The sequence below is a fragment of the Vibrio sp. 10N.222.54.E6 genome (assembly GCF_041473955.1).
GTDB lineage: Bacteria > Pseudomonadota > Gammaproteobacteria > Enterobacterales > Vibrionaceae > Vibrio > Vibrio tasmaniensis_A.
Genome location: NZ_JBFRTD010000013.1, coordinates 297,910 through 314,977 on the forward strand (window position 1 = coordinate 297,910; position 17,068 = coordinate 314,977).

General features: G+C 44.3%; 15 protein-coding genes. 9 read left to right on the plus strand and 6 right to left on the minus strand.

Annotation, left to right across the window (positions count from 1 at the left end):
* Positions 1 to 4: 4 nt before the first annotated feature.
* From AB4513_RS09075 to AB4513_RS09085, 3 genes are all read left to right on the plus strand, one after another.
* On the plus strand, positions 5 to 3,721 hold the full coding sequence (locus AB4513_RS09075; protein ID WP_102258509.1) for an SbcC/MukB-like Walker B domain-containing protein: 3,717 nt from the start codon (positions 5 to 7) through the stop codon (positions 3,719 to 3,721).
* A gap of 423 nt (positions 3,722 to 4,144) precedes the next feature.
* Positions 4,145 to 4,288, plus strand: a complete 144-nt coding sequence (locus AB4513_RS09080) for a DUF2256 domain-containing protein (RefSeq protein ID WP_076671818.1) — start codon at positions 4,145 to 4,147, stop codon at positions 4,286 to 4,288.
* A gap of 89 nt (positions 4,289 to 4,377) precedes the next feature.
* On the plus strand, positions 4,378 to 5,262 hold the full coding sequence (locus AB4513_RS09085; protein ID WP_029221996.1) for a PA4780 family RIO1-like protein kinase: 885 nt from the start codon (positions 4,378 to 4,380) through the stop codon (positions 5,260 to 5,262).
* Positions 5,263 to 5,409: 147 nt separating this feature from the next.
* Here the strand turns inward: AB4513_RS09085 and AB4513_RS09090 are convergent, their stop codons facing one another.
* From AB4513_RS09090 to AB4513_RS09105, 4 genes are all read right to left on the minus strand, one after another.
* Positions 5,410 to 6,150, minus strand: coding sequence for an SDR family oxidoreductase (locus tag AB4513_RS09090; protein WP_102258508.1), 741 nt, complete (start codon positions 6,148 to 6,150; stop codon positions 5,410 to 5,412).
* On the minus strand, positions 6,150 to 7,709 hold the full coding sequence (locus AB4513_RS09095; protein ID WP_102258507.1) for a cryptochrome/photolyase family protein: 1,560 nt from the start codon (positions 7,707 to 7,709) through the stop codon (positions 6,150 to 6,152). Before AB4513_RS09095 ends, AB4513_RS09090 begins: the two co-directional genes overlap by 1 nt.
* On the minus strand, positions 7,706 to 9,106 hold the full coding sequence (locus tag AB4513_RS09100) for a DASH family cryptochrome (protein WP_102258506.1): 1,401 nt from the start codon (positions 9,104 to 9,106) through the stop codon (positions 7,706 to 7,708). The genes AB4513_RS09095 and AB4513_RS09100 overlap by 4 nt, the downstream gene beginning before the upstream one ends.
* A gap of 181 nt (positions 9,107 to 9,287) precedes the next feature.
* Positions 9,288 to 9,710 carry a universal stress protein gene (locus AB4513_RS09105; RefSeq protein ID WP_012604051.1) on the minus strand — a complete coding sequence of 141 codons (423 nt, stop codon included), beginning with the start codon at positions 9,708 to 9,710 and terminating at the stop codon, positions 9,288 to 9,290.
* A gap of 235 nt (positions 9,711 to 9,945) precedes the next feature.
* Between AB4513_RS09105 and AB4513_RS09110 the strand changes: the two genes are divergently transcribed.
* The 4 genes from AB4513_RS09110 to AB4513_RS09125 all read left to right on the plus strand — a co-directional run bounded on the left by AB4513_RS09110 (position 9,946) and on the right by AB4513_RS09125 (position 12,259).
* Positions 9,946 to 11,079, plus strand: a complete 1,134-nt coding sequence (locus AB4513_RS09110) for a PcfJ domain-containing protein (RefSeq protein ID WP_102258505.1) — start codon at positions 9,946 to 9,948, stop codon at positions 11,077 to 11,079.
* 24 nt (positions 11,080 to 11,103) lie between these two features.
* A complete protein-coding gene (locus AB4513_RS09115; protein WP_276605430.1) occupies positions 11,104 to 11,238 on the plus strand; it encodes a hypothetical protein in 135 nt (44 codons plus the stop codon).
* 64 nt (positions 11,239 to 11,302) lie between these two features.
* Positions 11,303 to 11,761 carry a GNAT family N-acetyltransferase gene (locus AB4513_RS09120; RefSeq protein WP_102258504.1) on the plus strand — a complete coding sequence of 153 codons (459 nt, stop codon included), beginning with the start codon at positions 11,303 to 11,305 and terminating at the stop codon, positions 11,759 to 11,761.
* A gap of 243 nt (positions 11,762 to 12,004) precedes the next feature.
* On the plus strand, positions 12,005 to 12,259 hold the full coding sequence (locus tag AB4513_RS09125) for a DUF3297 family protein (RefSeq protein ID WP_029223190.1): 255 nt from the start codon (positions 12,005 to 12,007) through the stop codon (positions 12,257 to 12,259).
* A 104-nt stretch (positions 12,260 to 12,363) separates the two neighbouring features.
* Here AB4513_RS09125 and AB4513_RS09130 read toward each other — a convergent pair whose 3' ends face one another.
* Both AB4513_RS09130 and AB4513_RS09135 read right to left on the minus strand, forming a co-directional pair.
* Complete coding sequence (locus AB4513_RS09130; RefSeq protein WP_102258503.1) at positions 12,364 to 12,864, minus strand: hypothetical protein; 501 nt, start codon at positions 12,862 to 12,864, stop codon at positions 12,364 to 12,366.
* 177 nt (positions 12,865 to 13,041) lie between these two features.
* Positions 13,042 to 13,761 carry a membrane lipoprotein lipid attachment site-containing protein gene (locus AB4513_RS09135; RefSeq protein WP_102258502.1) on the minus strand — a complete coding sequence of 240 codons (720 nt, stop codon included), beginning with the start codon at positions 13,759 to 13,761 and terminating at the stop codon, positions 13,042 to 13,044.
* A gap of 554 nt (positions 13,762 to 14,315) precedes the next feature.
* On the opposite strand from AB4513_RS09135, the gene glpT reads away from it, so the two are divergent.
* Both glpT and glpQ read left to right on the plus strand, forming a co-directional pair.
* A complete protein-coding gene (gene glpT / locus AB4513_RS09140; protein ID WP_017097431.1) occupies positions 14,316 to 15,689 on the plus strand; it encodes a glycerol-3-phosphate transporter in 1,374 nt (457 codons plus the stop codon).
* Between the two features lie 78 nt (positions 15,690 to 15,767).
* A complete protein-coding gene (glpQ, locus tag AB4513_RS09145; protein ID WP_102258501.1) occupies positions 15,768 to 16,823 on the plus strand; it encodes a glycerophosphodiester phosphodiesterase in 1,056 nt (351 codons plus the stop codon).
* Positions 16,824 to 17,068 lie beyond the last annotated feature (245 nt).

Below are 17,068 nucleotides of genomic sequence, written 5' to 3' on the forward strand. Positions count from 1 at the left end.
CAGTATGAAGATTTTAAGCCTAGAATTTGAAAACCTGAACTCTTTGAAAGGACGTTGGAAGCTCGATTTTACCCAATCACCGTTTGCGGAAAATGGCTTGTTTGCGATCACCGGCCCAACGGGGGCGGGTAAGACAACGATTCTTGATGCGATTTGTTTGGCATTGTTCCACCGCACACCGCGTTTAAAGAGCATCGCTAAAGGCAACAACGAATTAATGACGCGTGGCACGGGTGAGTGTTTCGCTGAGCTTGAATTTGAAGTGCAGGGCAAAACGTATCGCTCTAACTTCCACCAAAAGCGAGCTCGCGGAAAGCACGATGGCGCATTACAAACGCCAACGTGTGAATTTGCGGATGCGGACACCGATAAAGTCTTAGAGACTATGTTGACCAAGAAGACAAAGTTGGTGGAGCAGGTAACGGGTCTCGATTTCTCACGCTTCACTAAATCCATCATGTTGTCTCAGGGTGAGTTTGCGGCGTTCTTAAATGCCAATGCTAACGACCGTGCCGAGCTACTTGAAGAGCTGACGGGTACAGAAGTCTATAGCCTGATCTCTGAGCGCATCTACGATCATTTCAAGTCGAGTGAAGAAGCACTGAACCACCTGAAAGCGAAAGCTGAAGGTGTCAGCTTACTGTCTGAAGAGCAAATCCAAGAGCTAACTGCAGAGCGTGAAACGTTAGAAACCGAACAGAAGCGATTAGCTGAGCAGTTAAAAGAGTGGCAAGCGCAACTAAGCTGGTGGAAAGACGTGACTAAAGCTGAGCAAACTATTGCGGTCAGTGAACACGATCTTAAAACCGCTCAAGATGAACTAGACCGTAATCAACCTTCATTAGAGCGCTTAGCAAACAGTGAGCCGGCTGAAAAGCTGCGCCCAATGCACAAAGATTTAAAGCGTTGCGAACAAGAGGTGAACACTACTCAAGCTTACCTAGATAACAGCACCAAGTTACTTGCCGTTCGTGATGCAGAAAAGCAAGACGCGCAAACTAAACTGACGCAAAGCAGTGCGATTGTCCAACAGGCGAAAAACGAGCAACAAGATCAAGAGAAGATCATCGATCTCGTCCGTCCGCTCGATAACCAAATTGCCGTACTCAAAGATAAGCAAACGGCGGCCGTTAATGCGGCGAATACGCTAAACGAACAACATACGCAGCAGCGCAATCAACAGGTTGTTTTAGTCCAAAAAACAGATGCACTGAAGCAACAAGATCAACTCAGTACTGAGTACTTAAATACACATCAAGCTGACCAACACCTGGAAAAATACCTAGGTCAGTGGCAAGCAAAGGTCGAGCAAGTTCGTACTTTAGAGCGCCAGCATTCAGAACAGTTGAACTCAGCGAAGCAAGCTTTGTCTGCGGTTGATGCTCAGCAAACGATCATCAAATCTGCGCAAGACGCGAAAGCAACGCAAGATAAGGCCTTAGCTGAATTGGCTGTGCTAGAGAGTAGTGCAAAGCAACAGTGGGAAGCATTGCAAGGCAACACCAGTGAGCAAGTATTGAATGCGCAAAAAGAGCTGTTGGAGTTTTGGAACCGCAATACCCATTCATTACTTGAGATCAATCGTGGCTTCCTAAATGCCCAGCAACAGCTGCACGCGAAAACACAGGCACATCAAACTAACATCCAGTTGGTCGACAAGCTTTCGAAAGAACGTGAAGTGCTGGTGGAGCGATATAAAGAGAGAGAGACTTCGCTTGAGCGATTAACGCGTTTGATTGATCAAGAAGGCGAATTGGCGAAATACCGTGCAGCTCTAGAATCTGGATCTGAATGCCCACTGTGTGGTTCAACAGACCATTCGATTGAACAGTCGCAAGACATTGCAAATTTGGTTGCTCAAAAAGATAGGGAAAACCTAGAACTAACGGCTATCAAAAAAGAAGGCCAAGAGCATCGTCAGCAGTTAGATTCTCTTGCCCCTATGATTGCGGCGCTGAACGATGACATTCAACGTGCGCAAGCGGATATTCAACAAGCTCAGCTGAATTGGCAAGGCGTTGTCGGCAAGCTTCAACAGAGCTTATCGGATTTCGTTGGCATGGCTCCTGAACTGGCGCTGCTAACAATTCACGATTTAGGCAATGAAGCTACAGTCGCGACCTTTGCTCAGCAGTGTGAACTTCAACTAAGTCACAGCGCGCAGCAACTCAAAGCGTTGGGCGATGCTAAAGCACACTATGCTGAAGCGGAGAAACAACGCTTGTCTGTAAGTGTTATGGCTGACAAGGCTCAGTCTAATCTCGAGTTGGCCGAGCAACGCTTAGCGGATCTGAATAAGCAAAACCAAGTCACAAACGAACAAGTGGCACAGATTGCTCAAGCGAAAGATCAGCAATGGAACGCTTTGAAAGAGAGCATTGTTCAAACTTCTATCGAAGCGCCTGAACTTGAACATATCGATGATTGGTTTACTGCGAAATCACAGGCATCAAGCACATGGCAGAAAACCAAACAGCAACAGGCTGATATTGAGAAGCAACTGATTACTCAAAATGCCGAATTGAAAATGTTAGACGACAAGCTAAGCAGTGTTGAGAAAGAGCTCGCGACACTGACGCAAGAGAGTGAGTCTCTGGTGCTAGGACTGACTCGTGTAACGGCTGAAAGAACAGAGTTGTTTGGTGACAAAGACATTCAAGCCACCAGCAATGCGATGAAGCAAAAAGTCATTGAAGCGGTAAATGCATTTGATGCCGCTCAGTTGGTGCTTAACCGCAGCGAACTTGAACATCGAACTGAGCAAACCAAACACACTGGTTTCTCGGACGAGTTAGTCAGTAAGCAATCGAGCTACACACAAGCGTCGAATGCTTGGTTAGAAGCACTGAAAACCAGCCCGTTCGAAGATGAAGCTAATTTTGAAGCGGCGTTGTTAGATGAAGAGGTTAGAACTCAACTTCAAAGCCTGAAGAAGTCTTTAGACGAAGCGATTGTCAGTGCACAAGCAAGGTTGAACACAGCAAAAGCTGCGCACGTGGAGCTGCAAAACCACGAGAATGCTAAAGCGTGGCAAGAGCAAAACCAACAGCAAGTTGAAGAAGCGACGACTGAGTGTCAAAACGAACAACAAAGCCATGCAACCAAGATCGGCGCAATTTCTGCCAATCTTGAAACGGATAGCCAGAACCGCAGTAATCAGCAAGATCTGTTCAAGCAGATCGACGAGCAGCAGGTCGAGTTTGATGATATCTCTCGTTTGAACTCACTTATTGGCTCTAAGAACGGCGATAAATTCCGTAAGTTTGCCCAAGGTTTAACGTTGGAAAACTTGGTGTACCTTGCGAACAAGCAGCTACAACGTTTGCATGGTCGTTACGAGCTAAAACGTAAAGCCGATGATGGCTTAGAACTGCAAGTGCTCGACACATGGCAGGGCGATGTGATGCGTGATACCAAGACGTTATCAGGTGGCGAAAGCTTTTTGGTGAGCTTGGCGTTGGCATTAGCGCTTTCTGATCTTGTGAGCTACAAAACCAGTATTGATTCTCTGTTCTTGGATGAAGGTTTCGGCACGCTGGATAGCGACACATTGGACATTGCCCTTAATGCGCTCGATAACTTGAATGCATCAGGCAAGATGATCGGTGTCATTAGCCACGTTGAAGCACTGAAAGAGCGAGTGCCCGTTCAGCTTAAAGTGACAAAACACTCTGGCTTAGGTGTCAGTGAGATGGAGAAGCAGTATAAGGTTGTTGCTTAGGTTCTAGCTATATTCCATCAGCGCAGAAATAGAAATAAAGCTAGATGAAGCAGATCCCCGACTCAGTCGTTCCTCCTTCTCGAGGATGACGGAGTCGGAAGTTGTAATTAATCACTTCGCCGTCATCCCTTAATGTCAGGATCGAATAAAAAGCAGCCGTCATTCCCTAAAGTGAGGCACGAGCGTAATAGGGAATCTGGGGTTGTTGGTATTACTTTCTTCATTTCCTAAAGTGAGCTACGAACGTAGTAGGGACTCTAGGTTTGTTGGTTTTACCTTCGTCATTCCTTCAAGTGAGGTACGAACGTAATAGGGAATCTGGGGTTGGTCGTATTACCTTCGTCATTCCCTGAAGCGAGAATCGAGCGTAATAGAGAATCACTAGTAGACGCAGGAAGTGGACTCATCAAAAAGGAAGCGGCCATGCACAAGAAACCACATCTACCCACCAAGACATGTCCCGTTTGCCTCAAACCATTCTCATGGCGTAAAAAATGGCAACGTTGTTGGGAAGAGGTGATTTATTGCTCTGAACGTTGTCGTCGCCATAAGACAAAACCCACATAATCTCCCTTCATTTAAGAATCTATTGAGAATAACCACTCATTTAACGAGTTAATATTTTATCTGTCAGGTAACTCATGTATAAAGACGACATGAAGATACCTAAAAGAATACAGCCTTTAGTTGACGATGGTTTAGTCGACGAGGTGACAAGCCAACTCATGAGTGGCAAAGAAGCATCTGTGTACATTGTACGCTGCGGCGATACGATCCGTTGTGCCAAGGTATATAAGGAAATTAGCCAGCGCAGCTTTAAAAAAGCGACCGCGTATCGTGAAGGCCGAAAAGTCCGAAATAGCCGCCGTGCTCGAGCGATGGAAAAAGGCTCTGGCTTTGGTCGAGAGCAACAAGAAAAGGTTTGGCAAAGTGCTGAAGTGGATGCCTTATATAAACTGGCAGAAGCGGGCGTACGTGTGCCTGTCCCTTACGGTTGCTTTGATGGCGTGCTGCTTATGGAACTGGTCACTGACGATGATGGTTATGTTGCACCACGTTTGAACGATGTTGTAATGCCACCAGAACAAGCGATTGAAGATCATGCGGTGATGATGACTTACGTGGTTAAAATGCTTTGCGTTGGTTTGATCCATGGTGACTTGTCTGAGTTTAACGTATTGGTTGATGAATACGGTCCGGTGATTATCGATCTACCACAAGCGGTTGATGCTTCGGCGAACAACAACGCTGAGTGGATGTTGGCTCGTGACATCAATAATATCCGTGACTACTACGCTCAGTTTGCTCCTGAATTGGCGAAAACCGAGTATGCCAAGGAAATGTGGGCGCTTTACGAGAAAGGCGACTTAAAGCCAGACAGCAAGCTGACGGGCGAGTTTACAGAAACTGACGATTTGGCAGACATCGAAGCCATTATGCAAGAGATAGATGCTGCGCGAATTGAAGAACAACACCGACGCGAGCGTGTTAAAGAAGAGAAAGAAGGTGTAGACGACAGTAAGTTCAATTGGGCTGAGTAGTCGTAATGACCCGTTTTGATCTTTCGTAAAATGTCAGTCATAACGCCTTAAAAAACTAAGGCGCTCTTTCAAAAAATAACCCAATAGAGCCTCAACTCTGTTGGGTTATTTTTTTTAACACTCATGAAAGACGGCCACTGGTATTAACTACCACTTTAACTGCTCACCATCGTAAGCGTAGAAGTGCCCACTGTTATCAGGTGTAGCAGTGCGAATGATGTCCACCAATTGATGGGCGACATAGCTCGACTCAAACAACTTACCTTCAGGGACATTGGTCTGGAAAGGCTTAGATAAAGCCGTGTCTGCTGTGCCCGGGTGGAGCGCTAACACTGTGCCTTTCTTCAATGTACGTTGCCATTCAATCGACATGGTTTTGATGAACATGTTGAGTGCAGCTTTAGATGAGCGATAGCTATACCAACCGCCTAATCGGTTGTCTGAAATGCTGCCGACTTTGGCTGATACCACGGCAAATTTGGGATTGTCACTGGATTTGAGGATCGGCGTAAAGTGCTTGGCCAGTAATAAGCTTGGTAGGGTGTTTACCGAGATGTTTTTCAGAAAGAACTCTGGGTCGATAGAAGATAGATTCTTTTCAGGCCCTAGATCTGGCGTATGAAGCATACCCACGCAATTTATTAACCAATCCAATCGCTCGAATTGAGTGCTTAGTCGTTCAATATCAGCTTCGTTGGTGGCATCGACTTGGTGCCAATTTAAACGGTTATCTTCCAATTCTGGTCGTTGTGAATGATAAGTCGCGTCGACATGTACATCGAGAAAATCAAAGCGAGACAGCTCAGACAATAGGTGCTTAACCACAGCGAATCCAATACCTCCGCTGCCACCAATGACCAATATGTGTAATCTGAGTTGTTCCACCATTATAAGTTCTCCAAGTTAGTCAGTCGTTGTTCTGCGGTGTCGAGTATCGCTTGTTGGTCTTGCTCATCCATATTGTCCCAAGAGCGATAAAGCATCCCCATTCGAGGGTTGCGATTTAAGGCATCGCGATGTTTGTTCATGAAGCGCCAGTACAAGCTATTGAAAGGGCAAGATTGCTCTCCGCTGCGTTCTTTTATCTTGTAGTGACAGCCTTTGCAGTAGTCACTCATACGGTTGATGTAAGAACCGCTGGCAGAGTATGGTTTGGTTCCGACGATCCCGCCATCCGCAAAAAGTGCCATACCTCGCGTATTTGGCATTTCGACCCACTCAATCGCATCGACGTATATACCAAGGTACCAACTGTCTACTTGGTCGGGGTCTATACCCGTAATTAAGCAGAAGTTGCCAGTGATCATTAACCTTTGGATGTGATGCGCGTAAGCAAACTCAAGGGACTGGTCAATCGCATGCTTCATGCAATTCATATTGGTTTGTCCGTCCCAAAAATAATGGGGCAGCTTATTGGTTGCTGAATAATGGTTTTTATTGGCGTACGCAGGCATGTTTGCCCAATAGACGGCGCGTATGTACTCTCTCCAACCTAGAATTTGTCGCACAAACCCTTCGATTTGTGCAATATCGATAGTGGGTGCATTTGGCTTAGAAGGAACTTGATAAGCTGATAACGCAGCACCAATCACTTCTTTAGGGCTCAGCAGTTTACTGTTCAGCGAAAACGAAATACGGCTATGATACAAGCTCCATTTAGAGTCGTGTTCTGTAGTCATCGCATCCTGAAACTGCCCAAATAACGGTAAGCAAACCTGGCAGAAATGAGCGAGCAGAGACAAGCTTTGTGCGCGGTTAACTGGCCATAATAATTGGTCGCCAACTTCACCAATGGTTTGAACTTGATGACGCTCGATGCGTTCTAAAATCGCGGAAATGTCGTTGGCAAACATCAGAGGTTGAGGCAGGCTTTCAATGTCTTGTTTCTTGAGTTTCTTTCGATTGCTCGCATCGTAATTCCATTTTCCACCAACGGGCTTTCCGTCTTCTAGCAAAATGTCGAAGCGCTTTCTCATTCGGCGATAGAAATGTTCCATCATGATGTGTTTGTTTTTCGGAAACTGTTGTTCTATCTCTTCGAATGGAAAGAGGAAGTGTTCCGTATCACAACAACCTTTGGTCGCATTAGTGAGCTTCAGCTTGTTCATCTGCTCTAAAAGGCGATATTCATCTGGCCTTTGATATTCGAATTTCTCAGCGCCGAATTCGTGGACATAGTGCTGCAATAGCGCATCGAAATTTTCAAATTGAGTCGTGTCATCAAGAGTTAAGTGGAGTACCTGATGACCTTGTTGTTTGAGTTCGTCGGTAAAATAGCCCATCGCCGAGAAAAAAGCCGCCACCTTTTGGATGTGCGATGCAACGTAGTCAGTCTCTTGCTTAAGTTCGGCAATGATGTAAATGACCTCGTCGTCAACCTGTTGAAACCAAGAGTGCTGGATATTGAGTTGGTCGCCTAAGACAAGGCGCACGGTTTTGAAATTCATAACACATCCTGAATGTTAGTTAAGGCAGGTTCTTTGCTGCTCGCATTCCACTTGTTGATGAACGCATGGTCTGGATCGTACATATCTGTTTGCTTACCCAAATCAAAATGTCGTGATTTAGGTTTAGGTTGTTTAGCATCATTTTGCTTGTTGGCTTGGGTGTTTACCTGAGAATTGAGAGCCCCGGCTATATATGCCCAATTGCCCCAATTTGATGCCACGTCATAGTCGATAAGTTGGCTCTCAAAATAGGCTGCGCCGTGTCGCCAGTCGATCCCTAGTTCATAGATCAAACAGCTAGCCGCAAGCTGTCTTCCTCGATTAGACATATAGCCTGTTTCGTTAAGTTGGCGCATACATGCATCGACAATCGGATAGTTGGTATTGCCACTTTTCCATTTGGCTAAATTCAGGTTCAACGTCGCTGAGGAGTTTGAAGAGTCGAGTTTATGGTTTGAGGTTTCACCGAACAACGACGAACCCAATGACAAACACTTCCAATAGAAATATTCGCGCCACAACAACTCAAAGTAGATCCAATAGGTTGATTCGTTACTGCCATGTTCGGTTTCGAACTGTTTCAAATGGCGATAAATCGTTTTAGGCGAGACGCAGCCGAGTGCCAGCCACGGCGAGAACTTGGTTGAGTTTTCGATGCCGTCAAATGCGTTTCGAGTCTGCTTATAATTAAGAGCGTAATCATGTGAAAAGTAGTTATCTAAATGCGCTAGTCCGGCATCTTCTCCACCCAAATAATCGCTTATTACTGCGCTTTCATCATTTGGTGAACTGAATAATGAGATTGTCGATGTCGATGTCGATGTCGATGTCGATGCTAGTCTCACTGCTGGTGGTAGAGCTGAAATAACCGTCTCATTGCGATTAACGTCTAAGTGTTCGACTAGCTTTCTAAATTTGGTAAACGAGCTCGGGACTTTTGATAATTCAAACGGCATCTCATGTGAGTCAAACAAGGTCGAGTGGTGTGGCAAACATGTTATTAAGTCAGGGTGACGACTTTGTAGTGAATGAATCAATTGTCTCTCATCGTAACCGCAGTGTGCATTGGCGAAAAAGTGGGTGACGTGTTGTGTAGCAATGATTTGGCTGAGTGTTTGCTCGGCTGCGTCTGGTTCTAAATGATTACTGTGAATCACAACCAGTTGCTGCCCAAGCCTCACTAAATTCGATTCTAAATTGTCTATTGATTGTGAAACAAAAGTCTGGCGATGCGCGCCATAACTTTGCTCTTGCGCGAGATCAGCAGAGAAACGAACCAAAGTGGGTTCGACAATCGCGCAAATGAGTTTGTCGACGCTCTGTGCTGCGCAATGGAGCAATTGATTGTCGTTGATTCTTAAGTCGTTTGTAAAAAGATAGAGACCAATCTTTTTCATTACTTACACTCGTAATTTTTAATCATTAGACGCTTACGAGTTGATAAGCTGACAAGATCACAAATGAACTCAGCAAGTGGGTGACAGTTGGGTTTGGGCAAATAAGAGGGGATGTAAGCCAACCAATAATACCGATAGAGGCTGGCAATGCAGGAAGTTTTTAAAGTTCGAACGGCAGTATCTAATCCATTGGAACGATTAGAATATCGACTGGAGATGTGTCGATGATCTGTTTCGAATGGGAAATGATTTTATGCCAAAAATCGTGGTGATGGCCACATAGTAGTAGGTCAACGCCATTTACCTCGATGGTATTTTTGAGCTTATCATTCAAATCTCCCGTTCCCACGAATATGTGCTTGATTGGGTGCTTGGCGTACGCCTCAAACTCTTTCAAATGCTTAACGGAATCTTCATTGATGGGTAGATCGCCTTCATTTCCCTGAATATCAACGAGTTCAGGGTAAATCTCGCCATGCGTGCCGTCGATATAAACAAACGAAATGCCAGCCTCTAGTTTGTTTGCGAAGAAGGTCGCTCGATCAATCAGAATCTTAGTGTCGTCGGACATTTCAACAGCGACCAGAATATGTCGGTATTCCATAATTAAAGCCTCATGTTATCAGTTATATAACAAGCATAGTTTTTGTTAGCACAAATGATATCGAAGAGATCTCATATTGCATAAAATCATCATTCAATGATCTTCTAAGCACTATCGTATTTATATCGCTTTGATTGATAAGAAATTTACAAAAGGTTGTTATAGTGGTTGAAGCGCTAGCTTATTCTGTTAGATAGGCTTTACGGTTTAATGCGCCAATAACGAAGAGGCATCAATGACAGCACTACTCACCATTCCCACTAGGACGTTAGGTTTCGACTACGATATTGAGATCCGAGATTGGTCTCAAAAGCTTGTCGGCTTTCATGTGTTTGAAGATGGTCGACTCCCGCTCGACGGTGGTATTGGTTTAAGCCTCAATCTTGTTGAACAGTTTGATGTAAATGGTCGTTGGTTAGATTCGTTACCTGCTCGTTATCGTGAGATAACCGATGATTTCCCTGAGTATCAATACCAGATGCTTTGGCTCGCGGCGAACACTTATGAGGCAGCACAACTGCTTGAATTAAGGCCGGTTATCTTGGCGTTAATCTGCATGAAACACAGTGTCGATAACAAGAAAGCATTGGAACTGAGTCGCCTAGGGCAGAAGAGAATCTTAACCGAATTGGGATTAGACAGTAGTAAAGCGACCCTTAAATTTATCGATAAGCTAGAGCTTCATTACAACGTCGGTGATGAGCTTGACCACATTGTGCGAATTCTCGAACCCCTGCAAAGACGTGTTCTTAAATTCAAGCATTACTCCAAAGTTGGCTACACAGCGCTGCGTTTGGATCAGGTTCATCCGTTTTTAACCGGCAGTCGATTAGGTATTGCAATGGTTGAAGAGGGAAGGCTCAATGCGCCTTCAAAGATGGCCATGTTCCAAGACGCGATTTTACTGGGTCAAGATTTGGAGATGGACGATCCACTGCGTGCAATCACTAGCCAAAATTCCTTTGCTATGTTTGAGCAACTGCATGATAGATGGACAGAACAGCGTCAGTTACGCCGTCTAGAAGGAAATCGGCCTGTGGACATGGACATCCCTTATCCCGTTCCTTTACTTGGTAATGACAACATTCATCCGCTTACTGATTACTACGACCTTGAACAAGAGGGCGTGGAACAGAAACATTGTATTGGCGTCTATCACAATCGAATCATGAGCGACCGCTATGTGGTGTTTCGAATGCTTAAGCCTCAGCGCTTAACCATTGGCCTACGTCGTGTTCCAAGCAAAGCCTTTCCGTTTGAAATTGACCAGATTTGTGGGAAACGAAATGCACCGCCATCCGAGTCTGCTCGCCAAGTTATTCATGATTGGTTAGAAGAAGCGAGTAAGCAAAAGTATCCGAAGCAATAGCTGTGACGTAGAAGGAATAACAGGATGTTTCAACAAGGTGATTTATGCCCGCATTGTGGTTTGATTATTGTGATGCCTACGGATTTGCAAGCCGAATGCTTGGGGTGTGGCGAAGAAATCAATGAAGACCCAGCAGACAGTTACGACGAAGAAGAGTAACTTTACCTACCCTGATATAAACCAAGGTTAGGATGGCCGTATTAGCCCTTCAAAGGATGGACAAATGCAGAAAGTAATCTTTAGAAATTGCGATGAAAACTCACCTTATTGGAGTGAGTTAGAGGGCTTATTTCAAAGCGAATGGTGTAATTTCAAGTTTAAAGATACCTATAAAGAAAACGTAAAACTCCCTCCAGTAATAACAGTACTTCGCGATAATGTGGTCATTGGTGGCTTGGCGTATTCCTATTTTCAAGAGCCTCACCAGGTTCGGGATGTGGTGTGGATAAACGCCGTGTTTGTTGGCCCTGTATGGCGCGGTCAAGGTATTGCGAGTGAATTGATTAAACGAGCTGTTGAACAAATGCCAGACTATTATCAATCCCAACCCTTGAAAGATTCAACGTCTAAGTTGTACGCCTACACCAATATTGCGCCTTTGTACCTTTCTCTTGGTTGGTCAATCGTCGATATCGAATCAGAACCGAACCATAAAGTGATGAGTATTGAGCTTAATCGATAAGTTCGAAATAAAAACTTTGATATTAGGTTATCTGCCTTTCGAGTAATGAAGCTCTCTCTTTCATCAACAATGCATAACTCTGTTAAATTTTCGTTGAAACTCATGCCTATATCGCTTTTAAATCAAACAACTCGCTGTTGATTAAAACGATCTCTACGATTTATTGCACCAGTTGTTGAGCACCAAGCCTATATTGACTAGAATGACGCACTTTTTTTATTTACGTACATACAGGTAATGAACATGAGCGATACTAATTCAAGACCAGCTTTACCAGATCATCTTGCAGGTAACCCACGCAGCCCACACCACGTGGCTGAGTGTTTCGAATACCCAATCGGCATTCGTCTAAATGGTAAAGAGCGTACTGATGTTGAAGAATACTGCATCAGCGAAGGTTGGGTTAAGATCCCTTCTCCTAAAGCGCTAGATCGTTTTGGTCAGCCAATGCTTATTACTCTAAAAGGCACAGTAGAAGCTTTCTACATCGAAGATTAATCACTTCGTGTAACTCGATAATGTCGAGTACAAAACGCTGTTATATAGAAGGGTCTAGAGAAATCTAGGCCCTTTTTGTTTGCGTATGCTTCCTTAAGTCGACTTTACCAAGCGATACCTGCTCCAATTGAGAACTCCAAGTCTTCTCCTTCTGCTTTATCGAAACCTGCGGTCACAACAAAGCCACTGTCCATGATGTAGGTTGCATCTAAGCCACCAACTTGTTTGGTTGAGCTGTCAGAGAACTCACGGTTATCTAAAGTGACGTCCATATGGGTACGCTTAATCCCGTAACCTGGGGTGATGTACAAGTTTTCGGTGATACCAATAGGGGCGTGAAACTGATATTCGTTGTCGTGTTGCTTGTATTCGTACGATTCTTCACCTTCGTTATAAGCCGAGCGAGTAAACTCGATGCCATAACCTATGCTTCCCGGACCACGATATTTGATGTAAGAAGCAGACCAATCTCTCCACCCTCGTTCAGCTGATAGGCCAAATGTTATCGCAGTTTCTTCTTGGTTTTGTTCATTGGCTTGTGCGTTAGACATAGTGAACAGCAAGACAGCGGCTAATGTCAGAAGGGGGAACTTTTTGATGGTCATTGGATCTCTCGCTTATGTATACAAAATATCGGCGAATTCAAAGTACTGAATGCCAGTAAATTAGTAACCTAGTCCGGATCTTCCTTGAGCTTTTTAGTTATGTATTCTTGGTTGATGCTTGATCGGCATCCTCTTGGATTTGAGGATGCCTTTTTGATATGGGATTGGTGATAAGTATTACTTCAAAGTACGTAGCTTATTAACCTGCATTTTTGCTCGCACTTTGGTGGCTTGTGCTTGCGACGGCAAGTTGTCTTTAACCTTGTTTTTAATGTCTGCGACAGGGATGAAGTTCCACTGACCGTCGTGATACTTAACCACAAATGTTTCACGGTTCATTTCTTCACGGAACACCCAAACACCATCGTCGAGACGCTTAAAGTCACCAACTACATTGCCGTTCGTACCTCGAATAGTCCAAAAGGTATGTTCAGTATCAAGATAAGACTTCTGCTCACCTGAGATCATCTTGTCTCCAGAGCTAACTTTGACATAGTTATCACGAATGATGATTTCACCAACACGTTTATCATCTACGTAGATGCTGTATAGCGTTTCGTGATCATCAGAACGTTGTTTTACGGCGCTTATATGAGCTTCACCTGTGTCTTTATTAAAAAATGGTACATCACCGATATCTGGGATGTAGACGAAGCCTAGATCAGCTTGTTCAATGGTATCAGCAATGTTTTTTGAATCATCTTTGCCATAGCCAGGGTCGATATTATCAAACCCATTGTCGACATCACTATCAGAGTCGCCGTTTCCAAAACCTGGGTCAATGTTTTCGAAACCATAGTCACCATCAAATTGAGGTTGTGCCGGTTCAGAACCACTGCCAGATGAACAACCTGCTAAAACAGCAGTAAGAACGAGTGCGATAAGTGATTTGTTCATGATATTTCCTAACGTTTGTTGAATTCGTAAGATGCTCACTGACTAACCTCACTACTAGGTGATGGGTACACACCTTGTGTATAGACATTGCTGCATCGCTTGAGATGTACAATAAACAACCTTGGTAATTCGATAAATAAACGGAAAGAAATACAAAACATCACCATTGGCTATGTATTGCTAGTTATACGCATTGCCGATTGCGATGTGCGACTTATCTATTCACATTAATTGGGTGCAAAGAGGTTGATTCTGTTTACAATTGTTTAACTTAATTGCATATCCTTGTTTGAAAAGTTCGATATTTGCTCACTCGAAAGATAGTTTTCTATACAAGCGCACTCTGCACTCAAGAACAACACAAACAAAAATATGAAGCGCAGTCTAATTAAATGAAACTAATATGCTGTATTTAAAGTTATTTTTTGTTAATAACCACCTCTATCACAGAAATTAATCCTGAAGCACATACAATTCCCTTGATTTCGAATAAGCGCTAATTTTTTCGTTCGAGCATTTAAACTCTTCCTTCGCCCAATAATTATGAGGTTCCTATGTTTGGAATATTCAAACCTATGGCGCATATCGATCGCTTGTCATCAGATAAGATCGATAGCACCTACACACGACTACGATGGCAGCTGTTTCTCGGCATCTTCGTTGGCTATGCGGGGTATTACTTAGTCCGTAAAAACTTTAGTTTGGCGATGCCTTATCTCATTGAACAAGGTTTTAGCCGCGGAGAACTAGGGGTTGCATTAGCGGCGGTATCTATCGCTTACGGCTTATCTAAGTTCTTAATGGGCAGTGTTTCTGACCGTTCTAACCCCCGATACTTTCTCAGCGGTGGCTTGTTAATGTCGGCATTGGTCATGTTCTGCTTCGGCTTCATGCCATGGGCGACAGGCAGCATCACTGCGATGTTTATCCTGCTGTTCTTGAATGGTTGGTTTCAAGGCATGGGCTGGCCAGCTTGTGGGCGAACCATGGTTCACTGGTGGTCACGAAAAGAACGTGGTGAGATCGTATCGGTATGGAACGTTGCTCACAACGTGGGTGGCGGTTTGATTGGCCCAATGTTCTTGTTGGGGCTGTGGGCTTTTAACGACGATTGGCGAACCGCTTTTTATGTTCCTGCATTTTTTGCCACTCTCGTTGCTGTCTTTGTTTGGTTTACTGTAAGAGATACACCTCAATCTTGCGGCTTACCACCGATTGAAGAACACAAAGATGATTACCCAGACGACTACGATACGTCTCATGAGAAAGAAATGACGGCGAAAGAGATCTTCTTTAAGTACGTTTTCTCTAACAAGCTGTTGTGGTCAATCGCGATTGCTAATGCGTTTGTTTACCTTATCCGTTATGGCGTACTCGATTGGGCTCCGGTTTACTTAAAAGAAGCGAAAGACTTCTCTGTAGATAAATCCTCTTGGGCCTACTTCCTGTATGAGTGGGCAGGTATTCCTGGCACGTTATTGTGTGGTTGGATTTCAGATAAATTATTCAAAGGTCGACGCGCTCCAGCAGGGATCCTGTTTATGGTTCTCGTAACTGTCGCAGTGTTGGTGTATTGGTTGAACCCTGCGGGTAACCCAACGGTTGATATGTTGGCACTGATTGCGATTGGCTTCCTTATTTATGGTCCAGTAATGCTAATCGGCTTGTATGCACTTGAACTTGCACCAAAGAAAGCGGCAGGTACGGCGGCAGGTCTTACTGGATTGTTTGGTTACTTAGGTGGCGCAGTTGCTGCCAATGCGGTGCTTGGTTTCATGGTTGACCATTACGGCTGGGATGGCGGCTTCATGATTTTGGTCGGAGCTTGTGTTGCTTCAATAATTTGTCTGCTTTACGCCTTCCTCGGTGAGCGTGCGCACCATAAGCAAAAAGATCTCGAACGAGAAAAAGAAGCGCTAACTCAGTAGTTTATTAGCTGAACCACACCATACTAATAACAACAGAGGCAGGTATATCCAGCTTCTGTTTTATCAAGGGAAACAATAATGAAAACAACGTCACTGTCTCTGACCTTATTAGCCCTAAGTTTATCTGCAAATACGTTCGCCGATCCTTTAGTGATTGCGCATCGCGGCGCTTCTGGTTATTTACCTGAACACACATTACCCGCTAAAGCGCTCGCTTATGCGATGAAACCCGACTACATCGAACAAGATGTAGTGATGACTAAAGACGACCAATTGGTGGTTTTGCATGATCATTACTTAGATCGCGTCACTGATGTTGCTGACCGCTTTCCAGACCGTGCACGAGCAGATGGCCGTTACTATGCGATTGATTTTACGCTTGCCGAGATCAAGTCATTAAAGGTGACCGAAGGCTTTAACTTAGATGAACAAGGCAACAGAGTGGCAGGGTACCCAACGCGCTTCCCAATGTGGCAGTCTGATTTCCGTGTCGCTACATTTGCAGAAGAAATCGAACTGATCCAAGGCTTAAATAAGACCTTAGGTTATGACGTGGGCATCTATCCTGAAATTAAAGCACCTTGGTTCCATCGTCACGAAGGCAAAGACATCTCCAAAGCTGTGCTTGCGACCTTGCATCAATATGGTTACCTATCAAAAGACGACAAAGTGTATTTGCAGTGTTTTGACGCCAATGAACTCCAACGCATCAATGATGAACTCATGCCTGCGATGGAAATGGATCTTAAGCTCGTTCAGTTGATGGCCTATACAGATTGGAATGAAACCATGACGTATCAAGGTGACAAAGTAACGCCGTACAGTTACGACTGGATGTTTGAAGCTGGTGGCATGGAAAAAGTGGCGACTTATGCGGAAGGAATAGGCCCTTGGAAGCCAATGTTGGTGGACGATGCATCAACCAAAGATAACATTATTATTAAACCGTTAATGAAGTCAGCAAAAGACGCGGGCTTAGATGTTCACCCGTACACGTTCCGTGCTGATCCGGGAAGAATCCCAGCTTATGCTGATAACTTTGATGGCATGTTGGATGTCTTCTACAACCAAGTCAAAGTCGATGGTGTGTTTACTGACTTCCCAGACAAAGCGGTCGACTTCTTGAACCGTTAATATCCTGCTAATTACGAGCGACTATTAACGAGATATTCAGAGCTAAAAGCACACACTAAAGGTGTTTTTGGCTCTTCTTTCACTTTTGGGATCTTCTTGTATTGGCCTCGAAATCCTACCCATATTCTTCTTTCTCAGCCCACATTTTGATATTCACTCGGTTTACAGCAATAACACGACTTGATAGGTTACTCTCAATGCAGTCAGATGCTTAATCTATAAGTACTTATCGGCTGAAGCTTATA

Coding starts and splice junctions, on each gene's coding strand:
- AB4513_RS09125 (WP_029223190.1), top strand. CDS start 12,005: ATGAGCGATACTAATTCAAGACCAGCTTTACCAGATCATCTTGCAGGT.
- AB4513_RS09085 (WP_029221996.1), top strand. CDS start 4,378: ATGAAGATACCTAAAAGAATACAGCCTTTAGTTGACGATGGTTTAGTC.
- AB4513_RS09090 (WP_102258508.1), bottom strand. CDS start 6,150: ATGGTGGAACAACTCAGATTACACATATTGGTCATTGGTGGCAGCGGA.
- AB4513_RS09095 (WP_102258507.1), bottom strand. CDS start 7,709: ATGAATTTCAAAACCGTGCGCCTTGTCTTAGGCGACCAACTCAATATC.
- AB4513_RS09105 (WP_012604051.1), bottom strand. CDS start 9,710: ATGGAATACCGACATATTCTGGTCGCTGTTGAAATGTCCGACGACACT.
- AB4513_RS09080 (WP_076671818.1), top strand. CDS start 4,145: ATGCACAAGAAACCACATCTACCCACCAAGACATGTCCCGTTTGCCTC.
- AB4513_RS09120 (WP_102258504.1), top strand. CDS start 11,303: ATGCAGAAAGTAATCTTTAGAAATTGCGATGAAAACTCACCTTATTGG.
- AB4513_RS09115 (WP_276605430.1), top strand. CDS start 11,104: ATGTTTCAACAAGGTGATTTATGCCCGCATTGTGGTTTGATTATTGTG.
- AB4513_RS09135 (WP_102258502.1), bottom strand. CDS start 13,761: ATGAACAAATCACTTATCGCACTCGTTCTTACTGCTGTTTTAGCAGGT.
- glpT (WP_017097431.1), top strand. CDS start 14,316: ATGTTTGGAATATTCAAACCTATGGCGCATATCGATCGCTTGTCATCA.
- AB4513_RS09100 (WP_102258506.1), bottom strand. CDS start 9,106: ATGAAAAAGATTGGTCTCTATCTTTTTACAAACGACTTAAGAATCAAC.
- AB4513_RS09075 (WP_102258509.1), top strand. CDS start 5: ATGAAGATTTTAAGCCTAGAATTTGAAAACCTGAACTCTTTGAAAGGA.
- AB4513_RS09110 (WP_102258505.1), top strand. CDS start 9,946: ATGACAGCACTACTCACCATTCCCACTAGGACGTTAGGTTTCGACTAC.
- AB4513_RS09130 (WP_102258503.1), bottom strand. CDS start 12,864: ATGACCATCAAAAAGTTCCCCCTTCTGACATTAGCCGCTGTCTTGCTG.
- glpQ (WP_102258501.1), top strand. CDS start 15,768: ATGAAAACAACGTCACTGTCTCTGACCTTATTAGCCCTAAGTTTATCT.